Annotated in this window: 20 protein-coding genes; 1 reads left to right on the top strand and 19 read right to left on the bottom strand. The window is 29.0% G+C overall.

What is annotated here, in order from left to right:
- From ACI3VO_RS04555 to purR, 19 genes are all read right to left on the bottom strand, one after another.
- A partial coding sequence (locus ACI3VO_RS04555; RefSeq protein ID WP_439756786.1) for a stage II sporulation protein E occupies positions 1 to 1,985 on the bottom strand: 1,985 nt, incomplete at its 3' end.
- An 85-nt stretch (positions 1,986 to 2,070) separates the two neighbouring features.
- Positions 2,071 to 2,997 carry a Ppx/GppA phosphatase family protein gene (locus ACI3VO_RS04560; protein ID WP_439756787.1) on the bottom strand — a complete coding sequence of 309 codons (927 nt, stop codon included), beginning with the start codon at positions 2,995 to 2,997 and terminating at the stop codon, positions 2,071 to 2,073.
- 100 nt (positions 2,998 to 3,097) lie between these two features.
- Positions 3,098 to 3,379, bottom strand: coding sequence for an FtsB family cell division protein (locus ACI3VO_RS04565; RefSeq protein WP_439756788.1), 282 nt, complete (start codon positions 3,377 to 3,379; stop codon positions 3,098 to 3,100).
- A 1-nt stretch (position 3,380) separates the two neighbouring features.
- A complete protein-coding gene (gene yabQ / locus ACI3VO_RS04570; RefSeq protein ID WP_439756789.1) occupies positions 3,381 to 3,872 on the bottom strand; it encodes a spore cortex biosynthesis protein YabQ in 492 nt (163 codons plus the stop codon).
- The gene (locus ACI3VO_RS04575) at positions 3,873 to 4,127 is read right to left on the bottom strand and encodes a YabP/YqfC family sporulation protein (RefSeq protein ID WP_439756790.1); all 255 of its coding nucleotides are present in this window, start codon (positions 4,125 to 4,127) and stop codon (positions 3,873 to 3,875) included.
- A gap of 57 nt (positions 4,128 to 4,184) precedes the next feature.
- Positions 4,185 to 4,427, bottom strand: a complete 243-nt coding sequence (locus ACI3VO_RS04580) for an RNA-binding S4 domain-containing protein (RefSeq protein WP_320626419.1) — start codon at positions 4,425 to 4,427, stop codon at positions 4,185 to 4,187.
- A gap of 159 nt (positions 4,428 to 4,586) precedes the next feature.
- Positions 4,587 to 4,868 carry an HU family DNA-binding protein gene (locus tag ACI3VO_RS04585; protein WP_320626420.1) on the bottom strand — a complete coding sequence of 94 codons (282 nt, stop codon included), beginning with the start codon at positions 4,866 to 4,868 and terminating at the stop codon, positions 4,587 to 4,589.
- 81 nt (positions 4,869 to 4,949) lie between these two features.
- Positions 4,950 to 6,398: a nucleoside triphosphate pyrophosphohydrolase gene (gene mazG / locus ACI3VO_RS04590; protein WP_439756791.1), complete on the bottom strand. Its 1,449-nt coding sequence runs from the start codon at positions 6,396 to 6,398 to the stop codon at positions 4,950 to 4,952.
- 77 nt (positions 6,399 to 6,475) lie between these two features.
- Entirely contained in the window at positions 6,476 to 8,089 is a 1,614-nt protein-coding gene (locus tag ACI3VO_RS04595) for a putative polysaccharide biosynthesis protein (protein ID WP_439756792.1), read from the bottom strand.
- Between the two features lie 269 nt (positions 8,090 to 8,358).
- Positions 8,359 to 8,898: a stage V sporulation T C-terminal domain-containing protein gene (locus tag ACI3VO_RS04600; protein ID WP_320624491.1), complete on the bottom strand. Its 540-nt coding sequence runs from the start codon at positions 8,896 to 8,898 to the stop codon at positions 8,359 to 8,361.
- Between the two features lie 307 nt (positions 8,899 to 9,205).
- A complete protein-coding gene (locus tag ACI3VO_RS04605) occupies positions 9,206 to 10,228 on the bottom strand; it encodes a peptidylprolyl isomerase (protein ID WP_439756793.1) in 1,023 nt (340 codons plus the stop codon).
- Positions 10,229 to 10,243: 15 nt separating this feature from the next.
- Positions 10,244 to 13,642 (bottom strand): transcription-repair coupling factor, encoded by a 3,399-nt coding sequence (gene mfd / locus ACI3VO_RS04610; RefSeq protein WP_439756794.1) that lies wholly within the window; start codon positions 13,640 to 13,642, stop codon positions 10,244 to 10,246.
- A gap of 11 nt (positions 13,643 to 13,653) precedes the next feature.
- Entirely contained in the window at positions 13,654 to 14,217 is a 564-nt protein-coding gene (gene pth, locus ACI3VO_RS04615; protein ID WP_439756795.1) for an aminoacyl-tRNA hydrolase, read from the bottom strand.
- 23 nt (positions 14,218 to 14,240) lie between these two features.
- Positions 14,241 to 14,747, bottom strand: coding sequence for a prepilin peptidase (locus tag ACI3VO_RS04620; RefSeq protein ID WP_439756796.1), 507 nt, complete (start codon positions 14,745 to 14,747; stop codon positions 14,241 to 14,243).
- A 178-nt stretch (positions 14,748 to 14,925) separates the two neighbouring features.
- Positions 14,926 to 15,981: a type IV pilus twitching motility protein PilT gene (locus ACI3VO_RS04625; RefSeq protein ID WP_439756797.1), complete on the bottom strand. Its 1,056-nt coding sequence runs from the start codon at positions 15,979 to 15,981 to the stop codon at positions 14,926 to 14,928.
- Between the two features lie 158 nt (positions 15,982 to 16,139).
- Positions 16,140 to 17,090 (bottom strand): ribose-phosphate diphosphokinase, encoded by a 951-nt coding sequence (locus ACI3VO_RS04630; RefSeq protein WP_439756798.1) that lies wholly within the window; start codon positions 17,088 to 17,090, stop codon positions 16,140 to 16,142.
- Between the two features lie 61 nt (positions 17,091 to 17,151).
- Positions 17,152 to 18,540: a bifunctional UDP-N-acetylglucosamine diphosphorylase/glucosamine-1-phosphate N-acetyltransferase GlmU gene (gene glmU, locus ACI3VO_RS04635; protein ID WP_439756799.1), complete on the bottom strand. Its 1,389-nt coding sequence runs from the start codon at positions 18,538 to 18,540 to the stop codon at positions 17,152 to 17,154.
- A 363-nt stretch (positions 18,541 to 18,903) separates the two neighbouring features.
- Positions 18,904 to 19,182: a septation regulator SpoVG gene (spoVG, locus tag ACI3VO_RS04640; protein ID WP_022070784.1), complete on the bottom strand. Its 279-nt coding sequence runs from the start codon at positions 19,180 to 19,182 to the stop codon at positions 18,904 to 18,906.
- 135 nt (positions 19,183 to 19,317) lie between these two features.
- Positions 19,318 to 20,163: a pur operon repressor gene (gene purR, locus ACI3VO_RS04645; protein WP_439756800.1), complete on the bottom strand. Its 846-nt coding sequence runs from the start codon at positions 20,161 to 20,163 to the stop codon at positions 19,318 to 19,320.
- Between the two features lie 229 nt (positions 20,164 to 20,392).
- Between purR and ACI3VO_RS04650 the strand changes: the two genes are divergently transcribed.
- Positions 20,393 to 21,030 (top strand): Mur ligase domain-containing protein (locus tag ACI3VO_RS04650; RefSeq protein ID WP_439756801.1); only part of this gene is annotated, 638 nt, incomplete at its 3' end.

A 21,030-nucleotide genomic window follows, 5' to 3' on the forward strand; every position in this document is an offset into this window, starting at 1 on the left:
CCAAGGTCTAACGTTGAAAAAATTTCATCTGAATTACTAAGTAAAAGCATATTATTTATTGTTTTTATCACTATTTCATTATCTATTCTAGCTTCGATCATTTTTTCTAATATATCAATAGTTGTAGAAGATTCATCATAGGCTCTCTTACCTTTTCCCATGCCATCGCATATGGCCATCATATACTGCCCATTATCAATCTCCATATAGGTATAATTGTCTCCACATAACACATGTCCATCTCTAGATAATGAAAGAGCTTGTGTTGTAGCAGTAAATTTTTCTGCCTTAGTGAGAACTATTTTGCAAGTATCTTTGTATATGTTACATCCATATTTTTGTGCTGATAATTGTTCTCCTAAATAATCTGATATTATCTTTATTAATTTTTGATCACATAAACCTCCATTCGTACATGTATTTTTATCTATAGTTATCTTAAATTCATTTTTTCCCTTAGTTAGATAGTTGAGCTTGTTTACTATGATGTTGTTTCTTTCAAGCTCATCTAATAAGTTCTTTTCTTTAGTTAAATCTAACATCGTACTCATTTCTAAATCATCTGATAGATCCTTTATAGATTTAGATATATTCCTAATTTGGTCAGCTATTAATTTTCTACCTTCTTCAAACTTCATACTCCAATCGTAATTAAGAGCAAACATTTTATAGTAGTAGTTTGAAATTTTTATAATCTGCTCTGGATTCATACATGATTTTTTAAATTCCTCTGGTATTGCATCAACGGTAAGCTGCCCCTCCTCTAGATTCTGTATCATATTGTACATCAACGTATATGTCTTATTAAATCTGACCTCCCAACAGACCTTTTTCATACTACAATATGAACATTCATCTTTGTAAACCATGTCTATCAGCTGAGCTATATCATTTTGATTTATTATTTCGTCTTTTTGTCTTATTTTTTCAAATGTATTTGCAAGCTCGCTATAAGCTCTTTGTATATTTATTAATTTACTGTTTGTAAGTTCTTTAGTTCTAACTATGTAATCGTTTATCGATTGAGATGTATTTATATTTATCTTTATAGCCGATTCAACTCTTTCAAAAAATGTCTTTGGAAGAATTGATACAATCAAGGCTCCTATTAAAATATCTCTTATCGAATTTATATTTGACTCCAATCCTGATGTATAAGCAAATATAATTATCCAACTTAGCACATATCCTAAAACACATAAATATCTGTTCACTCGGTTGAAGGCCCCACCTATTAGACCTGCAAATGCGTATATTCCCATGTATATGGCAGATATAGCATTATTAATAATAAAAGCAAGTCCAACTATTACCCCGCAAGATGAACCTATACTAGCGCCTCCTACAATAGCTGATATTAATATGAAAATCGTCGCTAAAACACTTCTTAACGAAACACCTAATATAGCCATCTGCCCCACTCCCATGATACTGAAAGTTGTTAATAAACTGATAGATATTATCTCTTCTGTTTTTATGCTCATTTTGTTTTGGTTGGATACTAAAAACTTTATACCATAGGCAAATATAAAAATTGATGTAAATACTATAACAGATTCAACTCCAACTACAATAAAGCTATATAAGCTTATATCTGTAGTTAAAGTACATATCATAGATACTGGCAATACTATTAAAAATCCAATCAAACTCAATTTTAATAATTCAGTAACTTCTTTTATTTTTTTACTGAAAATCATTATTATACTGGCACAAACAACATATTTAGCTATTATAGATACTTCGTTAAAAGATAGTAAAGTCCCCAGCAGAACTGCTATAAAAACCTGTACTTTATATTTATCAAATCTACATATATATAAGAAAAAAGCTAATCCTAATGGAGCAATACCATCTATTAAAATTGATCTGCTTAATAAAAATCCAATTATCATAAAAATTACAACTTTTGAATCAAACATTTTCGAGAGCTTTAGATTGCTGTAATTAAAACCCTTATTTTTAATGGTCGCTGTTCTGTCCATAAAAAATCTCCTCCTTTGTTTACATAGATTGTAGCAAAGCAGGAGAAATTAATTTGTCATTTCTAGTACCTAAAATCAAAAAACTTTAAGACATCTTTTTTGCCATTTGACACATTAAGCCTTCCAAATTATCGTATTCACTTACAATTATTTCATTTAATTCTAGCTTTTCCATTATTATATCTAAAATTACTACACCAGCTGTTATAATATCCGCTCTTTTTGGTTGTAGGCCATTTAGTCTCTTTTTATCTTCTAATGTCATATTCTTTAGCATTTGTAGAATTTCGTCTACTTCTTTTTTGCATATTTTACTGTTGTGTACTTTTTCCATAGAGTATACTTCTAATTTTTGATTGATTGCAGATACAGATGTAATTGTTCCTCCTATACCTACTAATTTTTTTATATCTCTATTTTTAATTGTATTTATTGTATTTTCTATTGTCTTATTTATGAATTCAACTGTGTAGTTTAATTCTTGATCAGTTACTATTTCTGTTTTTAAAAATTTTTCTGTTAATCTTAGAGCACCTATATTTTCACTTTTACAGAAATTTACGCCGTCTTGATTTCCAACTATAAACTCTGTAGATCCTCCTCCAATATCTACAACTAAGATTTCTTCCGATTCTTCTTTTTCTACACCTTCTAATACTCCTAAAAATCCTAAGTTAGATTCTCTCTCTCCAGTGATAACCTCTACATCTACTCCTGTTTCTTTTTTTGCAAGGGCTATAAATTCACTGGCATTTTTACTGTCTCTTAAAGCAGAGGTACCCATACAGTATATATAATCGCAGCCTTCACTGTCACAAATAGCCTTAAATTCCTTCAGAGCCTCTATATTTCTATCTATAGCTTCTTTTGATATATATCCCTTGTCATCTACACCTTGGCCTATTCTAGTAGTATTCACATACTTTTTTCTATCTATTATCTTTTTGTCTTTATATACAGCAGTTAATAATCTCATAGAGTTTGTCCCTATGTCTATAGTTCCTATTTTCATTTTGTCCTCCTAGATTTTTAATATAGCTTTATTGTATTTATTATAAAACAAAAAAGGCAACCCCAAAAGAGTTACCATTTAGTTATTTAAATTCCTAAATTTATTTTTCTAAGTATATTATCTCATTTTTTTTAACCATGCCTAGTTGATTTCTTGCTAAACGTTCTAATTCATCATCATTTTTATAGGATTTATTATTTTGAAAATTTTTTATCTGGTTCTCTGTATCATTTATTTCACATTCTAATCTAGAAATCTCCTCTTTGTAATCTCTAATATTTTGTAATTGAACTACGACTCCGACTATCAAAGTAAAAGTTATAAAAGACACAAACATATAAATTAATATGCATTGACCAGAGAATTTTTTTCTTAAGTTCATACTATACACCCTTTTTCATTTTCTTTTTTACCAAAGGCCTTTTAGATGACTTTCCTTTTATAAAAACAATGTTTGGTATGTAAAATATGATATCAAATAAAAGATGTATTGAATAGACTATAATGTAATACAAATTCTCCAACATTCCGACTATACTTAATACAAACTTTTTTATAAAGGATTTAATAAAATTTATCACTATGCTGTTAAATCTAAGTATGAATTTGCTTATAGTATTGTAATATAAAACAAATCCAACTAATAGAGCTATAAAATGATAATATCTCAGTTCAAATTTACTAGTGGCATTTATAACTATAAAAATAATCAATGTGACTATTGCCCAAAATAATATATCGAATACAAATGATATTCTTTTTATAAATTTAAAATTATTTTTCAGTGATCTGTTAATATCAAATAAAATCCCTATCGCTATTCCACCGTAAATGGTAGCATAAAATACGTTTAAATCTTCTATAAAATAATTCATTTATTTAAAAACCTTTTTCAAAAAGCTTTCTTGTGCTTTTTTAGATTTAGAATAGACTATGGAGTTTATTGTTCCTTGAACACTTATTACGTTTTCTTCAAGGTTTAATTTGTTCATATCCAACGCCTCTCCGTCTATTACCAATCTTCCTTCACAAGTTTGTATTTCCACTTTTTTATCACTGAAGGAATATATGTGTTCTACACCTGATATTAACAAATCCGATCTACCTTTTAAACTTATATTATGTTCCACTTTATCACCTCAAATTTATTTATATACTAATATAAATATACTGAGGATTTTTTAATATTATTCTACTATTTCGTACATTTCCTTTGCGTCTGCTTTTAAAACATGCTCTCTGATCTCATTTATTTTAAATTTCATTTTTTTCTCACCGAAAGTTATTTCTAGTATATCACCTATTTTTACCTCTGTAGATGACTTAGCTACTTTTCCATTTATTGTAACAATTCCCTTGTCACATGCATCCTTTGCTACTGTTCTACGTTTTATAATTCTTGAAACCTTTAAAAATTTATCTAATCTCATATATTTGTCTCCTCTAAAATAGTAATAAAAAAGGGCTAAGCATTATAATTACTTAGTCCTTTTTTATAAAAATATTCTTTCATCTCTTGCAAAGTAATTATTTAAAATTACTATACTGTATTATTAAATGTTTAGATGTTTAAATACCTAAATTTTATATTATGCTTGATTTATTGCTTCTTTAAGAGATTTTCCAGCTTTGAACACTGGAGCTTTTGAAGCTGGTATATCAATTACTTGTTCTGGATTTCTTGGATTTCTACCTTTTCTTGCAGCTCTTTCTCTAGTTTCGAAAGTTCCAAATCCTACTAATTGAACTTTTTCTCCTGATACTAATGCTTCTTGGATTGATTCCATTAAAGCATTTAAAGCCATTTCAGCTTCTTTCTTTGTTAATTCACTTTTTTCTGCCATTTTTGATACTAATTCAGCTTTATTCACAATATTTACCTCCTAAATTGTTTATCGTATAAAACCCATTAATTCTTAGTTCTATACACGCTAGAAATTTCCTTCTAAAATTTATTGAAATTTAGCCTGTTCCCAAAGTTCATCCATTTCTTCTAATGTCATATCTTCCAGTCTCTTGTTTAATTTTATAGCACTCTGCTCAACAAAGTCAAATCTTTTAATAAATTTGTCATTCGTAATATTTAATGCCTCTTCTGGATCTACCTTTAAAAATCTCGCTAAATTTACTATTGAAAATAGTAAGTCTCCTAACTCTTCCTTTATGTATTTTATATTCCCAGATTTACATTCGTCAAGTAGTTCTTGATATTCTTCAACAACTTTTTTATAAACGTCATCGATATCGTCCCAGTCAAAACCTACTAAAGCTGCTTTTTTTTGTATCTTTTTAGCCTTCATCAAGGCTGGTAAATACACTGGAATTCGTTTTAGCCCTTCTGTAACAGTAGTCTCACCCTTTTCTTCTCGTTTAAGATTTTCCCATGTCTTATCAAATTCGTTCATATCGATCTCTTCTCTTTTGAAAACATGTGGGTGTCTATGTATAAGCTTTTTACATATTGCACTAGTTACATCTCCTAAATTAAAAAATCCCTCTTCTTCTCCTATTTCACAGTGGAATATAACTTGTAAAAGCACATCTCCAAGCTCTTCTATAAGCTCGTCTATATCATCGTTGTCAATAGCTTGATTTACTTCGTACGCTTCTTCTATTAGAGATTTTTTTAAGGTTTCATGAGTTTGTTTCTTATCCCATTCGCAACCATCTGGACTTCTCAAGATTTTCATAACTGATTGTAAATCATATACAGTATTATACATTTTTTTTGAAGATTTTGGTATATATAGACTAGTTAAATAATCAAATAACTCTCTATATCTATCTATTTCATATAGTTTCACTGGAACTTTTTGTTCTAAGCCCTTAATACCAGCTCCATTAACTATATAAACCTCTTGTTCATCGTCATAGTAATCCATTAATTTTAACTTAACATTTGATGCTATAAATTCATCGTAAACTTGTGTGACGATTGTATTAGTTCTAGGATCAATAGGGGAATTTTCAAGTTCAAAAGCATCTACTAATCTAAAACCATCTGCTGGGTCTACTGCTAAAAAGTTAAACATAGCATCTACAAAGCTCATAGAAGCTATTACTTCGACTTCTATGTTGTTTTCAGTAGCTAACTGCTCTATTATGCCTACAGTCTTCTCTGCTACCCTTGGATGCCCTGGAACAGCGTACACTAAGTCGCCCTCTTTAGCTTGTTCTATTATAAATTCAGATATATGAAAATATACATTCTCAAAATTTTCTTCTTTTTCATAGAAATAATCTAAGCTTGTATAATTTATTTGATTTTTTAATTGATCCACAGTAGGATGCTTTTCTGTTCTTAAAAAAATTCTATCAGATGACTGTAATAACTCTAAAGCTCCTTGGCTGATTAAAGAATAATCTCCAGGACCTAAACCTACAATTGATATTTTACCCATATTATCACTCCTAGTAAATACACTACAAAAACAATGTCATTATAATTATTGTCTTTATTTCAATATCTATTCCTATTCTAATTCATTAACTTTAATTTTTTTAACATTTTATATATTTTTTCACCTTTTGGCATTATTAATATTTCATCTTTTTTCATTCCGCCAATAGCAAATAATACTACTACATAAACAACTCCACCAACCATAATAGAAATTACTGTTGATATTGCATTTCCAAATACCATTGATACTAAACCGTAGCATATCTTAACAGCTACAAACATAGTTGTTACTGTTAATAATGGTTTTATTAAAAATTCTTTTTTAGAGAATCTCATATTTAGAGTTTTCTTTATGTACATAAATTCAATTAATGATGCAACTGCATATGCAGTTAAAGTACCTATAGCTGAACCGAAAACATTTATAGATGGTATTCCTGTTAAAGTATAACTTAATATGACTTTAAATACCATACCTATTGCTAAAGCAATAACTGGAACCATAGGTTTACCCATACCTTGAAGTATACCATTTTGTGCATATATTAATCCTAAGAATATAGCAGAAGGCGCACATGCAAATAGCATTTGTCCTATAGCTCCTGTTTCACCTGGATATAATAAATTCATTATTGGAGTAGCTAGAGATGCTAATCCAAAAGCACAAGGTAATACTATAAGTAAAATCATTTTTATTCCGTTTCTAGCCTCTTTCTTAGCTCTTGAACGTTGATTTAATGCACAAGCCTCTGAAATAGATGGAACTAAACTCATACCTATAGCTTGGTCTATAAATACTGGTAAGTTTACTGTTGCCATAGCCATACCTGTTAATTGTCCTAATAAAGAGTTTGCTGTTTTTACATCAAAACCACTTTCTTGAAGTCTTCTTACGACAACTATACTATCTACCATGTTTACTAAAGGCATAACACATGCACCTATAGTTATTGGTATTGCAACGTATAAAATTCTTTTTAATATTGTTTTTGTGCTTTCAACTTTAATATGTTTACTCGCCTCAAGTTCAGCTTTACGTTCTTTTGAACCTTTAAAATAAGCCATAATTAAAAATGCAATTGATGCAAATCCACCTATAGCAGCTCCTAAAACACCACCGGCAGCTCCTCTTTCAGGTCCAAAGCTAACCATCCAGTAATACGCAATTCCTATACCTAGCACAACTCTAAAGAATTGTTCTACCATTTGAGAAATTGCAATCTTACTCATTTCTCTTCTACCTTGGAAATATCCTCTAAACGAAGACATAAGTGGTACAAATAAAAGCGCTGGTGCTATTGCCACCATACTGGCATATGCGCCCTTATTTTTCATTATAACTGTAACTATAAAGTCCGCTCCAAAATAGAATATACAGAACGAAATAAGTCCTGTGATAAATAATACAGTTGATGCTATTCTAAATGTCTTGTTCGCTCCGCCATAATCTCCAATAGCTCTTTTCTCTGAAACTAATTTAGCCAATGCAGTAGGAAATCCTGCTGTTGCTAATGTTAAAAATAATGTATAGACAGGATATACAGCTTGATAATATCCCATACCAGTTGATCCTATCAAGTTTCCAAGTGGTATTCTAAAAAATGCTCCCATTATCTTAACAACAACACCCGCTGCACCAAGTATAAGCGCTCCTTTTAAAAAGGATTCTTTATTTTTGTTGTTATCCATAATTTTTAACCTCCAATTTATTAGACATATGAAATTATATTCATTTCAGATTGCAAATAATATCTTTTCACCTTAAAATATCAAAACTGTTTTATATATAAACTACTACAATTCGTATATAAACTTTTGTAACAAAACTTAATATATCACACTTATAACGATTTATTCAATATTTTCCACATTTTTAATTATTTCTTAATAATTTTTTATTAAATAATTTCAATAATTTTAAAAATTAAAGACCCTCTATTAAAGGGCCTTTTAATAAATTATTGAACTTGCTTTCCTAAAAAACTACAAGCTACTTTAAGAATTTTGTCTATTCCTTCTTGGAAGTTTTCATTTTCTTTTGTAACTATGACTATACTTCCTATACAATCTCCTGATGTACTTATTATAGGCATTATTATTTGGCCATTATAAAAATTATTATCATCTTTGTATAGCGGTATTTTATTTTCGTCTTTTATTTGTTTTACTTCTCTATTTTCTATTAATTGTTCTAACTCTTTACTTATATTTTTTTCTTTATAATCTTTTTTAGGTAGTTTAGATACTGATACTATAGAATCTAAATCAGTTACAATAACACCATGTCCTAATATTTCTCCTAATGTTTCAGCGTATTCTTGTGAGAATTCATTTAATTCTCCTATTGGCGAGTATTTTTTTAGTATAACCTCTCCATCTTTAGCTGTAAATATTTCTAGTGGATCTCCTTCTCTTATTCTTAAAGTCTTTCTTATTTCTTTTGGAATAACAACTCTTCCTAAGTCATCTATTCTTCTAACTATACCTGTTGCTCTCATTTATGATAATCCCTCCATTAATTTCTTTTATTGTATTTTTACCATTCAAAAGAAAAATATACAAATTTCGGTTAACATTATATAATAATTATTTATTTTTTGTCAAAAATTTTTTATAATTTAATTATATTTTTAATTTTAAAATACTGTTTTAGAATTTTTTACAAATTTAAATTTATATTTTACAAAATGGATTTTTATTAATTTGTGCATTTTTTTATATAATTATTACTTAATTTTAAAAAAAATAAGGAGAATAACTTCAACAAATTATTCCCCTTATTTTTAGTTTATTTTATTGCATAATTTACTTATATGAAATAGATTTTAATTTATCTTCATTTACATCTATTTTAGCATCATCCACTAATTTTTGAATTTCTTCACTAAATTTAGTACTTAAAAGTGCACTCTTAACATCGTCTTTTGTTGTTTCATAAGTAACGGCTTTATCTGTAACTTTGATTATATGATATCCATATGAAGTTTCTACTATATCAGAAATTTCACCTTTGTCTAAAGCAAATGCTGCTTTACTAAATTCTTCTACCATTTGTCCGTAAGTAAAAGCACCTAATTCTCCACCACTTTCAGCATTAGAAGTATCATCTGAATATTCTTTAGCTAATTCAGCGAAATCTTCTCCTGCCTTAGCTTTTTTAAGAACTTCTTCTGCTTTTTCTTTAGCTTCTGCCTTTTTCTCATCTGATAATTCTTCACCAGAATCATCTGTTGTTGATATTAATATATGAGATGCAGTTACAGTATTGTATGAATCTTTATTAGCTTCATATTCTTCTTTTAATTTAGATTCTTCTACATCTGTATTTTCATTATAATACTCTTGATAAGCAGAAGTAGCTAATTCTCTAGTTAAAACATATTTTAAAAATTCATCATTAATTCCTGCTTTTTCAGCTTGTTCCTTTATAGTGTCATCTGAATTTACACTTTCGTTAAAGCTATCTACAGCTTCTTGAACCTCTTCATCTGTTGGCAATACATCAACTTCTTTAGCTTTTTGATATATTACTTCTGATTGTTCCATTGATTGAAGTATGCTTTCTTTAAAAGAATCCCAATAAGTTTTCTTTTCTGATGATTTACTATCTTCTGAACTACTAGAAGTTGTTCCATCTTCCATTTCTGTTTCCCAAACAGAAGATGTATATCCATAGCTTTCATATGATAATTTAGTCCAGTTTACATATGTTTTATAATATTCAAGTGGTATACCTTCACCATTTACTGTAGCTACTGACTTAGAAGAGCATCCTATCATGCTTATTCCTAAAATTAAAGTCAATGCTAATGTCATTAATTTTTTCATTTTCACACCTCATTTTTACTTATTTTCGTTTAATCTACACATTTTTTCTAATAACGCTAATAACTCTAAAACTATTTTATAGCCAACTTTTTCCTTAGTTTTGTATCTAGTTAAAGGTACTAAACTAATTTCATTTTTATTTTGGATGATTTTTTCTATTTTTAATTTTTTACACATAGATTTTATATATGCTATATAAAGTAAGGTCTCAACTGATTTAGGTAAATCAGAGAATCTATCTACTAATTCCTCTCTAATTTCTTCCATGTCATCTTTATTTTCTATAGATGCTATTTTTTTATACATTTCTATCTTATCAGCTTCTTCTGATATATAAGAATTTGGAATGTATGCATTTACGGCTAAATTAATTTCAACATCTATTTCTTCTTCAATTGGTTCTCCTTTGACCTTCTTTATAGCTTCATTTAACATTTTAACATATAAATCATAACCTATGACTGCCATATGTCCATGCTGTTGCGCTCCTAAAATATTACCTGCACCTCTTATTTCCAAGTCTCTCATAGCTATTTTAAAGCCAGATCCGAACTCAGTAAACTCTCTGATAGCCTTTAATCTCTTCTCTGCTACTTCACTTAAAACCTTGTCCTTTTCATACATTAAATAAGCATATCCTTGTCTAGAACTTCTTCCTACCCTACCCCTCAATTGGTAAAGCTGGGCAAGTCCCATTTTATCTGCATCGTATATAATCATTGTATTTGCATTTGATATATCCATACCTGTTTCAATAATTGTAGTACAAACTAAAACATCGTATTCCTTATTTAAAAATGCTAATATAATATTTTCAAGAGTTTTTGACGTCATTCTACCATGGGCAACGGCAACTTTTGCATCAGGTACTAATTTTTGAACCATACTTGCCATTTCTTCAATATGTTCAACTCTATTATAAACAAAGAATACCTGACCTCCCCTTGCAATTTCTCTTTCTATTTCATCTTGAATAATACTCTCTTTTGCTTCTGCTACATAAGTTATGACTGGATGTCTTTCCTGTGGCGGTTCTTCTATTACACTCATGTCTCTAATTCCACTTAAAGACATGTGTAGTGTTCTAGGTATAGGAGTAGCTGATAAAGTCAATACGTCTACTGTATTTTTAAATTTCTTAAGAGATTCCTTATGCTTAACTCCAAATCGTTGTTCCTCATCAATTACAACTAGTCCTAAATTAGGTAGACTAATATCATTTGAAATAATTCTATGTGTTCCTATAAGAATGTCTACTAATCCTTTTTTCGCGTCGTTTATTATCTCCCTTTGTTGTTTAGCCGTCTTGAATCTACTCAAAACCTCTACTCTAATAGGATAATTCTCAAATCTCTCTTTAAACGTGTTGTAATGCTGTTGAGCTAAAATAGTTGTAGGAACTAATATTGCCACTTGTTTTTGATCCATACAAGCTTTAAATGCGGCTCTTATAGCAACCTCAGTCTTACCATATCCAACATCTCCGCATACAAGTCTATCCATTACCTTTGACGATTCCATATCTTTTTTAGTTTCTTTGATAGCTTTTAACTGATCTTCAGTTTCTTCGTATGGAAACAATGATTCAAATTCTTTTTGCCAAACAGTATCTTTAGAAAACTTATAACCTTTGATTTTTTCTCTTTTTGCATAAAGCTCAACTAAATCCTTTGTCATGTCTTCTATTTCACGTTTAACCTTTGCTTTTGCTTTTGTCCATTCATTTGTTCCAAGTTTATTTAGCTTAACTCTTTGAGCCTCTGCACCTATATACTTTTGAACCTTATCCATTTGATCTATAGGCACATATAGGTTGTCTCCACCTTGATAAATTATTTTTAAGTAATCCTTTTTGACTCCATCGACTAAAATTTGCTCTATACCTGTGTATCTACCAATACCACTATTTTCATGAACTACATAATCTCCTATTTTTAAATCTAAAAATGATTCAATTTTTTGACCATCTTTGTTCTTTTTCTTTTTAGATTTTTTAGAAGTTCTTTTGTTTACGCCTATTATTTCATTGTCTGTTATGACTTGAAATTTTATAGATTTATACTCAAAGCCCTTACTAATATTTGCCGGAATAATTACTATTTGCGAAGATTTTATCTCTATATTTCTACTTTTTGATATTGTAGCTTCTAGTCCTAGATTAAATAAATCCTCATGTAACTTTTTACATCTATCAGAAGAATTCACTGCTAATATTACTTTATAGCCGTTGTATCTAAGTCTATTTAGATCCTCTGCTAATACATTCATTTTTGAATTGTATGTAGGAATTTCCCTTGATTCAAAATTAATTATATTAGTTACTGAAAAATCATTTACCGGCTTTGGCAATAACGAATTTATAATTAATTTCTTATCGTCAATTAAAAACGGCAAATCTTCATAAGTATAAAGTAACTTTCCCTGATTTTTTATAGCTAAACCTCTCTCAAGATTTAGTTTGTAATTATCCTTAAATTCATTCAAATAGTTTTGACATCGTTCTTTAAGCCTAGAGATATCATTCACTACTATTATGGCATTATCAGGAAGATAAGTAAATAAACTTTTGTTTACATCGTCATATAGATAATCGATATAATTTTCTACACCTTGGAAATAAGTTTTATTAGCTATATTATCCATATTGTTAAAAACATCATCATCAGTATATTGATTAGTCTCTTCCTTAATTTTTTTAACAGCTAAACTCGTATCTTCTGGATAAATAAATTCTCTCGATGGAGTTATTACTACTTTTTTTATTTTTTCTATAGATTTTTGAGAAAACACATCAAAAGTACGTATAGAATCGATTTCATCATCAAACAACTCTATACGAATAGGATGCGTATATTCTAGTGAATACACATCTATTATTCCACCTCTAATGCTAAATTGACCGAGACCTTCTATTCTAGAAACTCTCTCATATCCTAATTTAACTAATTTTTCACTTAGAGCCTCTAAATCTATAATATCTCCTACCTTATAGTTAAGTATATTATCTAATAAAACATCTTTAGGTATATATTTTTTTAGTAGTGCATCTATAGATGTAACTAATATTGTTTTTTGTTTCTTTGCTAATTTTAATAATACTCTTAATTTTTTTGCTTCTTCATTTCTATCCTTTGCATCTAAATGATAAAAATAAATCTCATCTGTGCTCAGATACTCCACCTTATCCTTAGTATAAAAACGAAGCTCGTTATAGACCTTCTTTGCTTCTAAATCACTGTTGGCGATAAACAAAGTAGGTCTAGATAACTCCTTAAATAGAGAATAAGTTATATGTGGCTTTTGCATAGATAAAAGACCATTTAGCTGTAATGATCCTTTTTTATTACATATTGAGTTTACAATCTCCTTATACTCATTTGAGTTTTTTAAAGGGTATACAAAAACATCCTCCATATAGCCCCTCCTTATTTTACATTGTATCTATTCATTGCTAAATCTAAATTCTCTCTAATAGCACAGTCAACTGCTGCGACTGCATGTTCGTAGCTTTCTTGAAGATTTTTTTCATCTTCCTTACTAAATCTAGATAAAACAAAATCTGCTAAATCTTGTCCATTTTGAGGTTTTGATATTCCAACTCTAACTCTTGGAAATTCATTAGAGCCTAGACATTTTATTATAGATTTCATTCCATTATGAGTTCCACCGCTGCCTTTTTTTCTGATTCTGATTTTGCCTATATCTAAATCTATATCATCGTATATTACAATTAAGTTTTCTAAATCTATATTGTAATAATTACATATATCAGCAACTGACTCTCCACTTAAATTCATATATGTTATAGGTTTTACTAATATTACCTTTTCAGTTCCGACTCTTCCTTCTCCAGTCAGTGCTTTATGTTTTATTCTACTAACATCTATTGAATATTCTTTTGCTAAAAGATCTATAACATTAAATCCAACATTATGTCTTGTTTTTGCGTATTTGTCTCCTGGATTTCCTAATCCCACTATTATATACAAAATTTTCGCCTCCTTTATATTTTTTAACTTATAATTTCAAAATAGATTTTTATTATATCATATTGTGTTAACATGATTAAAATCGTGGCAATAGAAATAAATGGTGTAAATGGTATTCTTACTTTTAAATCTATCCTTCTTTGCTTTAAAATAATTAAAATTCCAAACAAAGAGGTTATCAAAAATGACAATACAAACACGTTAAGGCTATGTTTAGCTCCCAATACAAAGCAACATAACCCATAAAATCCTATATCACCCTCTGCTATTGCCCCTGTAGCTTTACATATCAAAAAAGACAGTAAAAGCCCTATTACTAGACCCTCTAAATGGTCTAATAAAGAGACATAAGGTATTTTCATCAAAATAAATACTACACTCTGAATTATTATACCACTAACTACAGTTATATCGTACACAAAAGTTGTATGAAAATCTATTATTGAAATCAATATTATAAATGGGATTAATAAAAAATAACTTATAGAATCTGTAGTTATTTTATATTTATTATATATTAATAAGCACATTATTATACTTGTTGAATATATTATTATAGTATTAGATAAAGATGGTTTAATCTCCTTGCATATTATGTATATTAATTTATTTTCAATATAGGATACTATTAAAAAAATGACCATTATAACGCAAATCATAATAATATATTTATAGATTTATTATACTTTTATAGACTTGATATTCTATTTATATCTGTACAATCTTTCTAACATACTGTAAATCATCACATCTACTCAATAAACTCTCCTTAGATATTAATCCTTGTTTATAAAGTCTAGAAACGTCCTGATCCATAGAGAACATATTTTGTTTTGATGAGGTTTGGATTATATTTTGAATTTGGTAAATTTTATTTTCTCTTATTAAGTTTCTTATAGCAGTATTAGCTATCATAACCTCTGTAGCTACTATTCGGGATGATTCATCTATAGAGGGGATTAATTGCTGTGAGACGATGCCTGTACATACAGTCGATAGCTGACTTCTTATTTGCTGCTGCTTAGATGCTTCAAACGAATCTATTATCCTATCTATGGTTTTAGCGGCTCCTATAGTATGCATAGTCGAAAATACTAAATGACCTGTTTCAGCAGCTCTTAATGCTATTGAAATAGTCTCTGGGTCTCTCATCTCACCAACTAAAATCACGTCTGGGTCTTGCCTTAAGCTAGCTCTGAGTGCCGAATTAAAATCTATCGAATCCTTTCCAATTTCACGCTGATTTACTATGCTCTTTTTATGTTTGTGGAGGTATTCTATTGGATCTTCTAGGGTTATAATATGGCATTGTCTAGTTTTGTTAATTAAATCTATCAAGCTTGCAAGTGTTGTGGATTTTCCACTGCCAGTAGGACCTGTTATCAAAATCAACCCTTTCTGTTTTTTAGCAAACTCTTTTATAACTTCCGGTAATTTAAGTTCTTCAAAAGCTGGTATTTCTCTTGGTATTATTCTCAACGCCATAGCATAATTACCTTTTTGTTTATAAATATTAGCCCTCACTCTATATCCATTAGATAGAGATATAGAAAAATCTAGTTCTCCCTCTGTGTTAATCTTGTGTATAAGTTTTTCATCGATAATTTGCTTTAATAAGTTATACACATCTTGATTAGTAAGAATTTGTTGTTGTAGCTTTATAAATTTACCATTAACTCTAGCAATTGGGGATAAATCTACTGTTATATGTACATCTGATGCATTTAAATTCACAGCTTTATCAAGTATTGTTAATAAATCCATAAATTTCTCCTCTCTTTTTATTTATATACTGTGGATAATTTCTATTTATATTATTGTTAAAATTTCACATTTATATACAAATAAAATAAAGGTATTGCTAAAATGACGAATCATTTCTGCAATACCTTACATTAACGAGTTTTTATATAATTATCTTATTAGAATAATATACTAATAGATTCATTGTTGAATATTTTCTTAATTGCATTAGCAAATAAATCTGCTACTGTTAATATTTCTATATTATCTAATTTCTTTTCTTCTGGAAGTTTTATTGTATCTAAAACTATTAATTTAGTTATAGAAGATTCCTTTATTCTTTCTATTGCTGGACCTGATAAAACTGCATGTGTACAGCAAGCATATATATCTTTAGCACCAAATTTCTTTAATGCATTAGCTGCATTTGTTATTGTACCAGCTGTATCTATCATATCGTCAAGCATGATTATATTTCTTCCTTCAACGTCTCCTATTAAGTTCATAACTTCTGAAACGTTAGCTTTTGGTCTTCTCTTATCGATTATTGCTAGTGGAACATCTCCTTCTAATTGGTTAGCAAATTTTCTAGATCTAGTAACACTTCCTAAGTCTGGTGAAACTACTGTTAAATCTTCTAAATGCATTTTATTGAAATAATCAGCTAATAGATTTTGTCCTAGAAGATGATCTACTGGTATATCAAAATATCCTTGTATTTGAGCAGCATGTAAATCCATAGTTAAAACTCTATCTGCTCCAGCTGCAGTTATTAAGTTTGCAACTAATTTTGCAGTTATTGGATCTCTTGATTTTGCTTTTCTGTCTTGTCTTGCATATCCGTAATAAGGGATAACTGCTGTTATTCTACCTGCAGATGCTCTCTTTAATGCATCTATTATTATTAATAATTCCATTAAGTTTTGGTTTACTGGGTTGTTTGTAGATTGAACTACGAAAACATCACAACCTCTTATTGTTTCTTTTATGTTTACTGATATTTCACCATCGCTGAATTTAGTTACTTCACATTCTGAAACTTTAACTCCTACTCTCTCAGCTATCTTAGCTGCTAGTTCTGGATTTGCATTACCAGTGATAATTTTAATCTCACTTCCGCTAGTATTCATTCTTATCCTCCCGAAAAATTTATATATTATTTTTAGACACGCATGTCTATAAAAGGCAAATTTATTTTTGTTTTTCTTTTGCTGCGTCTCTTGCTTCTTTTTTAGCTACCCAACCTTCTTTTACAACTTGTCTTTGTCTAGCTATAGCTAATGCTCCATCTGGTACATCATCAGTTATAGTTGATCCTGTTGCTATATATCCTTTATGTTCAACATGAACTGGGGCAACTAAATTTGAATTAGAACCTATAAAAGCTCCATCTTCAACTGTTGATCTAAATTTATTTTTACCATCATAATTTACAAATACTACTCCACATCCAATATTTACATCTTTTCCTACATCAGCATCTCCTATATAAGATAGATGTGATGCCTTTGAGTAGTCTCCTATGTTTGCATTTTTAACTTCTACAAAGTCACCTATCTTAACATGACTTCCTACATTACTCTTTGGTCTTAAATATGCATAAGGTCCAACAGTAGTATTTTCGCCGACAGCGCTATCTATTATAGTAGATATTTTTACTTCTGTAAAATTACCAATCTTAGAATTTGTTATAGAAGAATTCATTCCTATTATACATTCTTCTCCTATAACAGTGTTTCCTTTTAACATTACGCCAGGTTCTACAATAGTATCCTTACCAATTTGTACATTTGATTCAATATATGTATTTTCTGGATTAATTATTGTAACACCATTTTCCATATGTTTTTGGTTTATTCTTTTTCTCATGATTGCTTCGGCTTGTGATAATTGAACTCTTGAATTTACACCCATTAGCTCTTCTATAGTAGCTCCTACGAAAGCCCCTACTTTAGAACCCTTGTCTTTTATTATTTTCATAGTATCTGTTAAATAATACTCTCCTTGAGCATTATTGTTATCTAATAGCTCTAATGCTTCTTTTAGTTTATCACCTTTGAAACAGTAGATTCCTGAATTGATTTCATTTACTGCTAGCTCTTCTTCATTAGCGTCTTTTTGTTCTACTATTCTTGAGAAGTTTCCTTCTGCATCTCTTATAACCCTACCATATCCAGTTGGGTCATCTACTTTAGTTGTTAAAACTGTCGCCATATATTCATTTTCTAGATGATATGCGAATAGTTTTTTTAGCGTATCTTCTTCTATTAAAGGCGTATCTCCACATAATACAACTATAGTATCATCGTCATTTATAGTATCCTTTGCCACCTTAACTGCATGGCCTGTACCTAATTGTTCTTCTTGCATTACTACAATACATTCTTCTGGTATTACATTTTTTACAGTCTCAGAGCCATGTCCTAATATTACTACAACATCGTTCACTCCTGATTTATTTGAAATATCAATTACATGATTTACCATTTCTTTTCCACATACCTTGTGCACTACTTTAGGATTTTTAGATTTCATTCTAGTTCCTTTACCTGCAGCAAGTATTATCGCTTTAAAGTTCATCTTTTCACTCCATTCATATAAATATTTTCTGTAAATTAACTATTTACATACAATATTATATACTTTCATACGATTTTTTTCCCAATAAACTTTTATTTTTTTGAAAAAAGTTATAAAAATTATTATAGTATGCTAAATAATCGATATAAATGACTATTAATGTGCCCATTTGACACTAATAATATAACACTTTTTCAGAATAAATGCTAGTTTTTTCAGATTAATTCTTACTTATAATACTTTATTATTTTTTTAATATATTTTTTAAATTTATTCCCTTCTTAAAATTAATAAAACTTCATTAAAAAAAGCCGAAATTAAAATTCGGCTTTCAATATATATACTAAATTATAATATTCAAATTTATTCAGCAGCAACTTCTAATTGAGCTAAAGCTTCATGGTAAGCTTTTAAAACAGCGTCTTCTAGAACTTGTCTCATTTCTGCGTTTATTGGATGAGCTATATCTCTAAAGTTACCTTCTCCAACTTTTCTACTTGGCATAGCTATAAATAGTCCATTATGACCTTCTATTACCTTAATGTCATGAACAACAAATAGGTTATCAAAAGTTATAGAAACTATACATTTCATTTTTCCTTCGTTTGTTATTTTTCTTACTCTTACGTCAGTTATGTTCATTCTAAATATCCCCCTTTATGATTTTGACAAATACTACTTATTATAAACTGTATTCTAAATAATTCTATAAATAAAGGTGATATCCTCTTTTTTTTTGAATTTAAATTAATATTTTTCTAATTTTTATGATTATTCCTAGTTATCAGACGTAAATTGTGAATCCCTATATTCATCCTTAAATGTTTTAAAATTAGGCTTAGCGATTATACTTTCTCCATTATCATCTAATTCTATCAATGAAATATAATCTTTTACCATTTTTTCTTGAGGTTTTGTTGTAGATATAAATACACCTGTTCCTATTACTTGTGCGCCAAACTCATGCATTAAATCCTTCATACCTTTTAAAGTTCCTCCACCTCTCATGAAGTCATCTATCAATATAACTTTACTATTAGGTTTTAAGGCTCTTCTTGGTAAACTCATACTTTCAACCTTATTACTTCCGCCAGTCACATAAGTCATACTCAATGTAGGTCCTTCAGAAACCTTCATATCCTTTCTAATTATAACTAGAGGTAAATTCATAGCTTTAGCTGTCATAAGTGCCATTGGGATACCTTTAGTTTCCATAGTTACTACACAATCTGCTTCACTATAATCTAAATTTGAAGCAAATATTTTTCCAATCTTAGCAGCTATTGCTGGATTGTAAATCAAATCTATCAAATATAAAAAGCCTCCTGAAAGCTTTCTTGAATCGTCATTTATCTTTTCACATAATTCCATTAAGAATTGTTTATTTTCTCCAATTGATGTTTTTGGTATATATTTAACTCCACCAGCAGCCCCTGATATAGTTATTACTCTTCCTAATTCTAATTTTTCAAAAACATTTTTAACAACTAGTAAATCTTCACTTATTGTAGATTTTGCAGCATTAAACTTTTCTGTAAAAAAGCTCAATGTATATATTCTATTCGGGTTATCTGACAATATTTTTACTATAGCGCCTATTCTTTCCGTTCTTTTAAACTTCATAATTAAAAACCTCCTAAAACCACTATCCTTATAATTTAAAGTATATAATGCATAAATTTTAATAATATGATATAATAAGATTTATGTTTAAACATATTTTTTAATTAATAAAAGTATTATATATTAATATTGTTTGCAGATTATACTTTAAATATTGAACATTATTTAATTATACCACATAAATAGTTCAGATTATAGAACTTAATTAAAAAGAAAGGTGGTTTTATTTATGAATATACATTTTATTGGTATTGGTGGTATTAGTATGAGTGCCTTGGCAGAAATTTGTCTTAATAAAAAGTACAATGTTTCTGGATCTGATATGAATGAATCAGACCTTACCAAAAAACTAAGAGATCAAGGCGCTAAAATTTTTATAGGTCAATGTAAGGAGAATATAACTGATGATATAGATATAGTTGTTTATACTGCAGCTATTCATCCTGATAATCCTGAATTAGTAGAAGCTAAAAACAAAAACAAATTGACAATAAATAGAGCAGCATTTTTAGGACAATTAATGAGAGAATACAAAAATTCAATCGCTGTATCAGGAACACATGGAAAAACTACTACTACATCAATTTTATCAACTATATTTGAACATGCTAAATTAGACCCTACAATATTAGTTGGTGGAAACTTAAAATCAATTGGTGGAAATGTTAAAATAGGACATTCTAACCACTTTATAACAGAAGCCTGTGAATATGTTGATAGTTTCTTAAACTTCAACCCTAAAATATCTATAGTTCTAAATATCGAAGAGGATCATCTTGATTACTTCTCTGGAATAGATGAAATAAAAGCTTCTTTCAATAAATTCGGTAAGCTTCTACCTAAAGATGGTTATTTTATTATAAATGG

The sequence above is a fragment of the Intestinibacter sp. genome, from assembly GCF_051866655.1.
GTDB lineage: Bacteria > Bacillota > Clostridia > Peptostreptococcales > Peptostreptococcaceae > Intestinibacter.

Coding starts and splice junctions, on each gene's coding strand:
- ACI3VO_RS04560 (WP_439756787.1), bottom strand. CDS start 2,997: ATGAAAATAGGAACTATAGACATAGGGACAAACTCTATGAGATTATTA.
- ACI3VO_RS04565 (WP_439756788.1), bottom strand. CDS start 3,379: ATGAACTTAAGAAAAAAATTCTCTGGTCAATGCATATTAATTTATATG.
- yabQ (WP_439756789.1), bottom strand. CDS start 3,872: ATGAATTATTTTATAGAAGATTTAAACGTATTTTATGCTACCATTTAC.
- ACI3VO_RS04580 (WP_320626419.1), bottom strand. CDS start 4,427: ATGAGATTAGATAAATTTTTAAAGGTTTCAAGAATTATAAAACGTAGA.
- mazG (WP_439756791.1), bottom strand. CDS start 6,398: ATGGGTAAAATATCAATTGTAGGTTTAGGTCCTGGAGATTATTCTTTA.
- ACI3VO_RS04595 (WP_439756792.1), bottom strand. CDS start 8,089: ATGGATAACAACAAAAATAAAGAATCCTTTTTAAAAGGAGCGCTTATA.
- ACI3VO_RS04600 (WP_320624491.1), bottom strand. CDS start 8,898: ATGAGAGCAACAGGTATAGTTAGAAGAATAGATGACTTAGGAAGAGTT.
- ACI3VO_RS04605 (WP_439756793.1), bottom strand. CDS start 10,228: ATGAAAAAATTAATGACATTAGCATTGACTTTAATTTTAGGAATAAGC.
- mfd (WP_439756794.1), bottom strand. CDS start 13,642: ATGGAGGATGTTTTTGTATACCCTTTAAAAAACTCAAATGAGTATAAG.
- ACI3VO_RS04620 (WP_439756796.1), bottom strand. CDS start 14,747: ATGTGCTTATTAATATATAATAAATATAAAATAACTACAGATTCTATA.
- ACI3VO_RS04625 (WP_439756797.1), bottom strand. CDS start 15,981: ATGGATTTATTAACAATACTTGATAAAGCTGTGAATTTAAATGCATCA.
- ACI3VO_RS04630 (WP_439756798.1), bottom strand. CDS start 17,090: ATGAATACTAGCGGAAGTGAGATTAAAATTATCACTGGTAATGCAAAT.
- glmU (WP_439756799.1), bottom strand. CDS start 18,540: ATGAACTTTAAAGCGATAATACTTGCTGCAGGTAAAGGAACTAGAATG.
- spoVG (WP_022070784.1), bottom strand. CDS start 19,182: ATGAACATAACTGACGTAAGAGTAAGAAAAATAACAAACGAAGGAAAA.
- purR (WP_439756800.1), bottom strand. CDS start 20,163: ATGAAGTTTAAAAGAACGGAAAGAATAGGCGCTATAGTAAAAATATTG.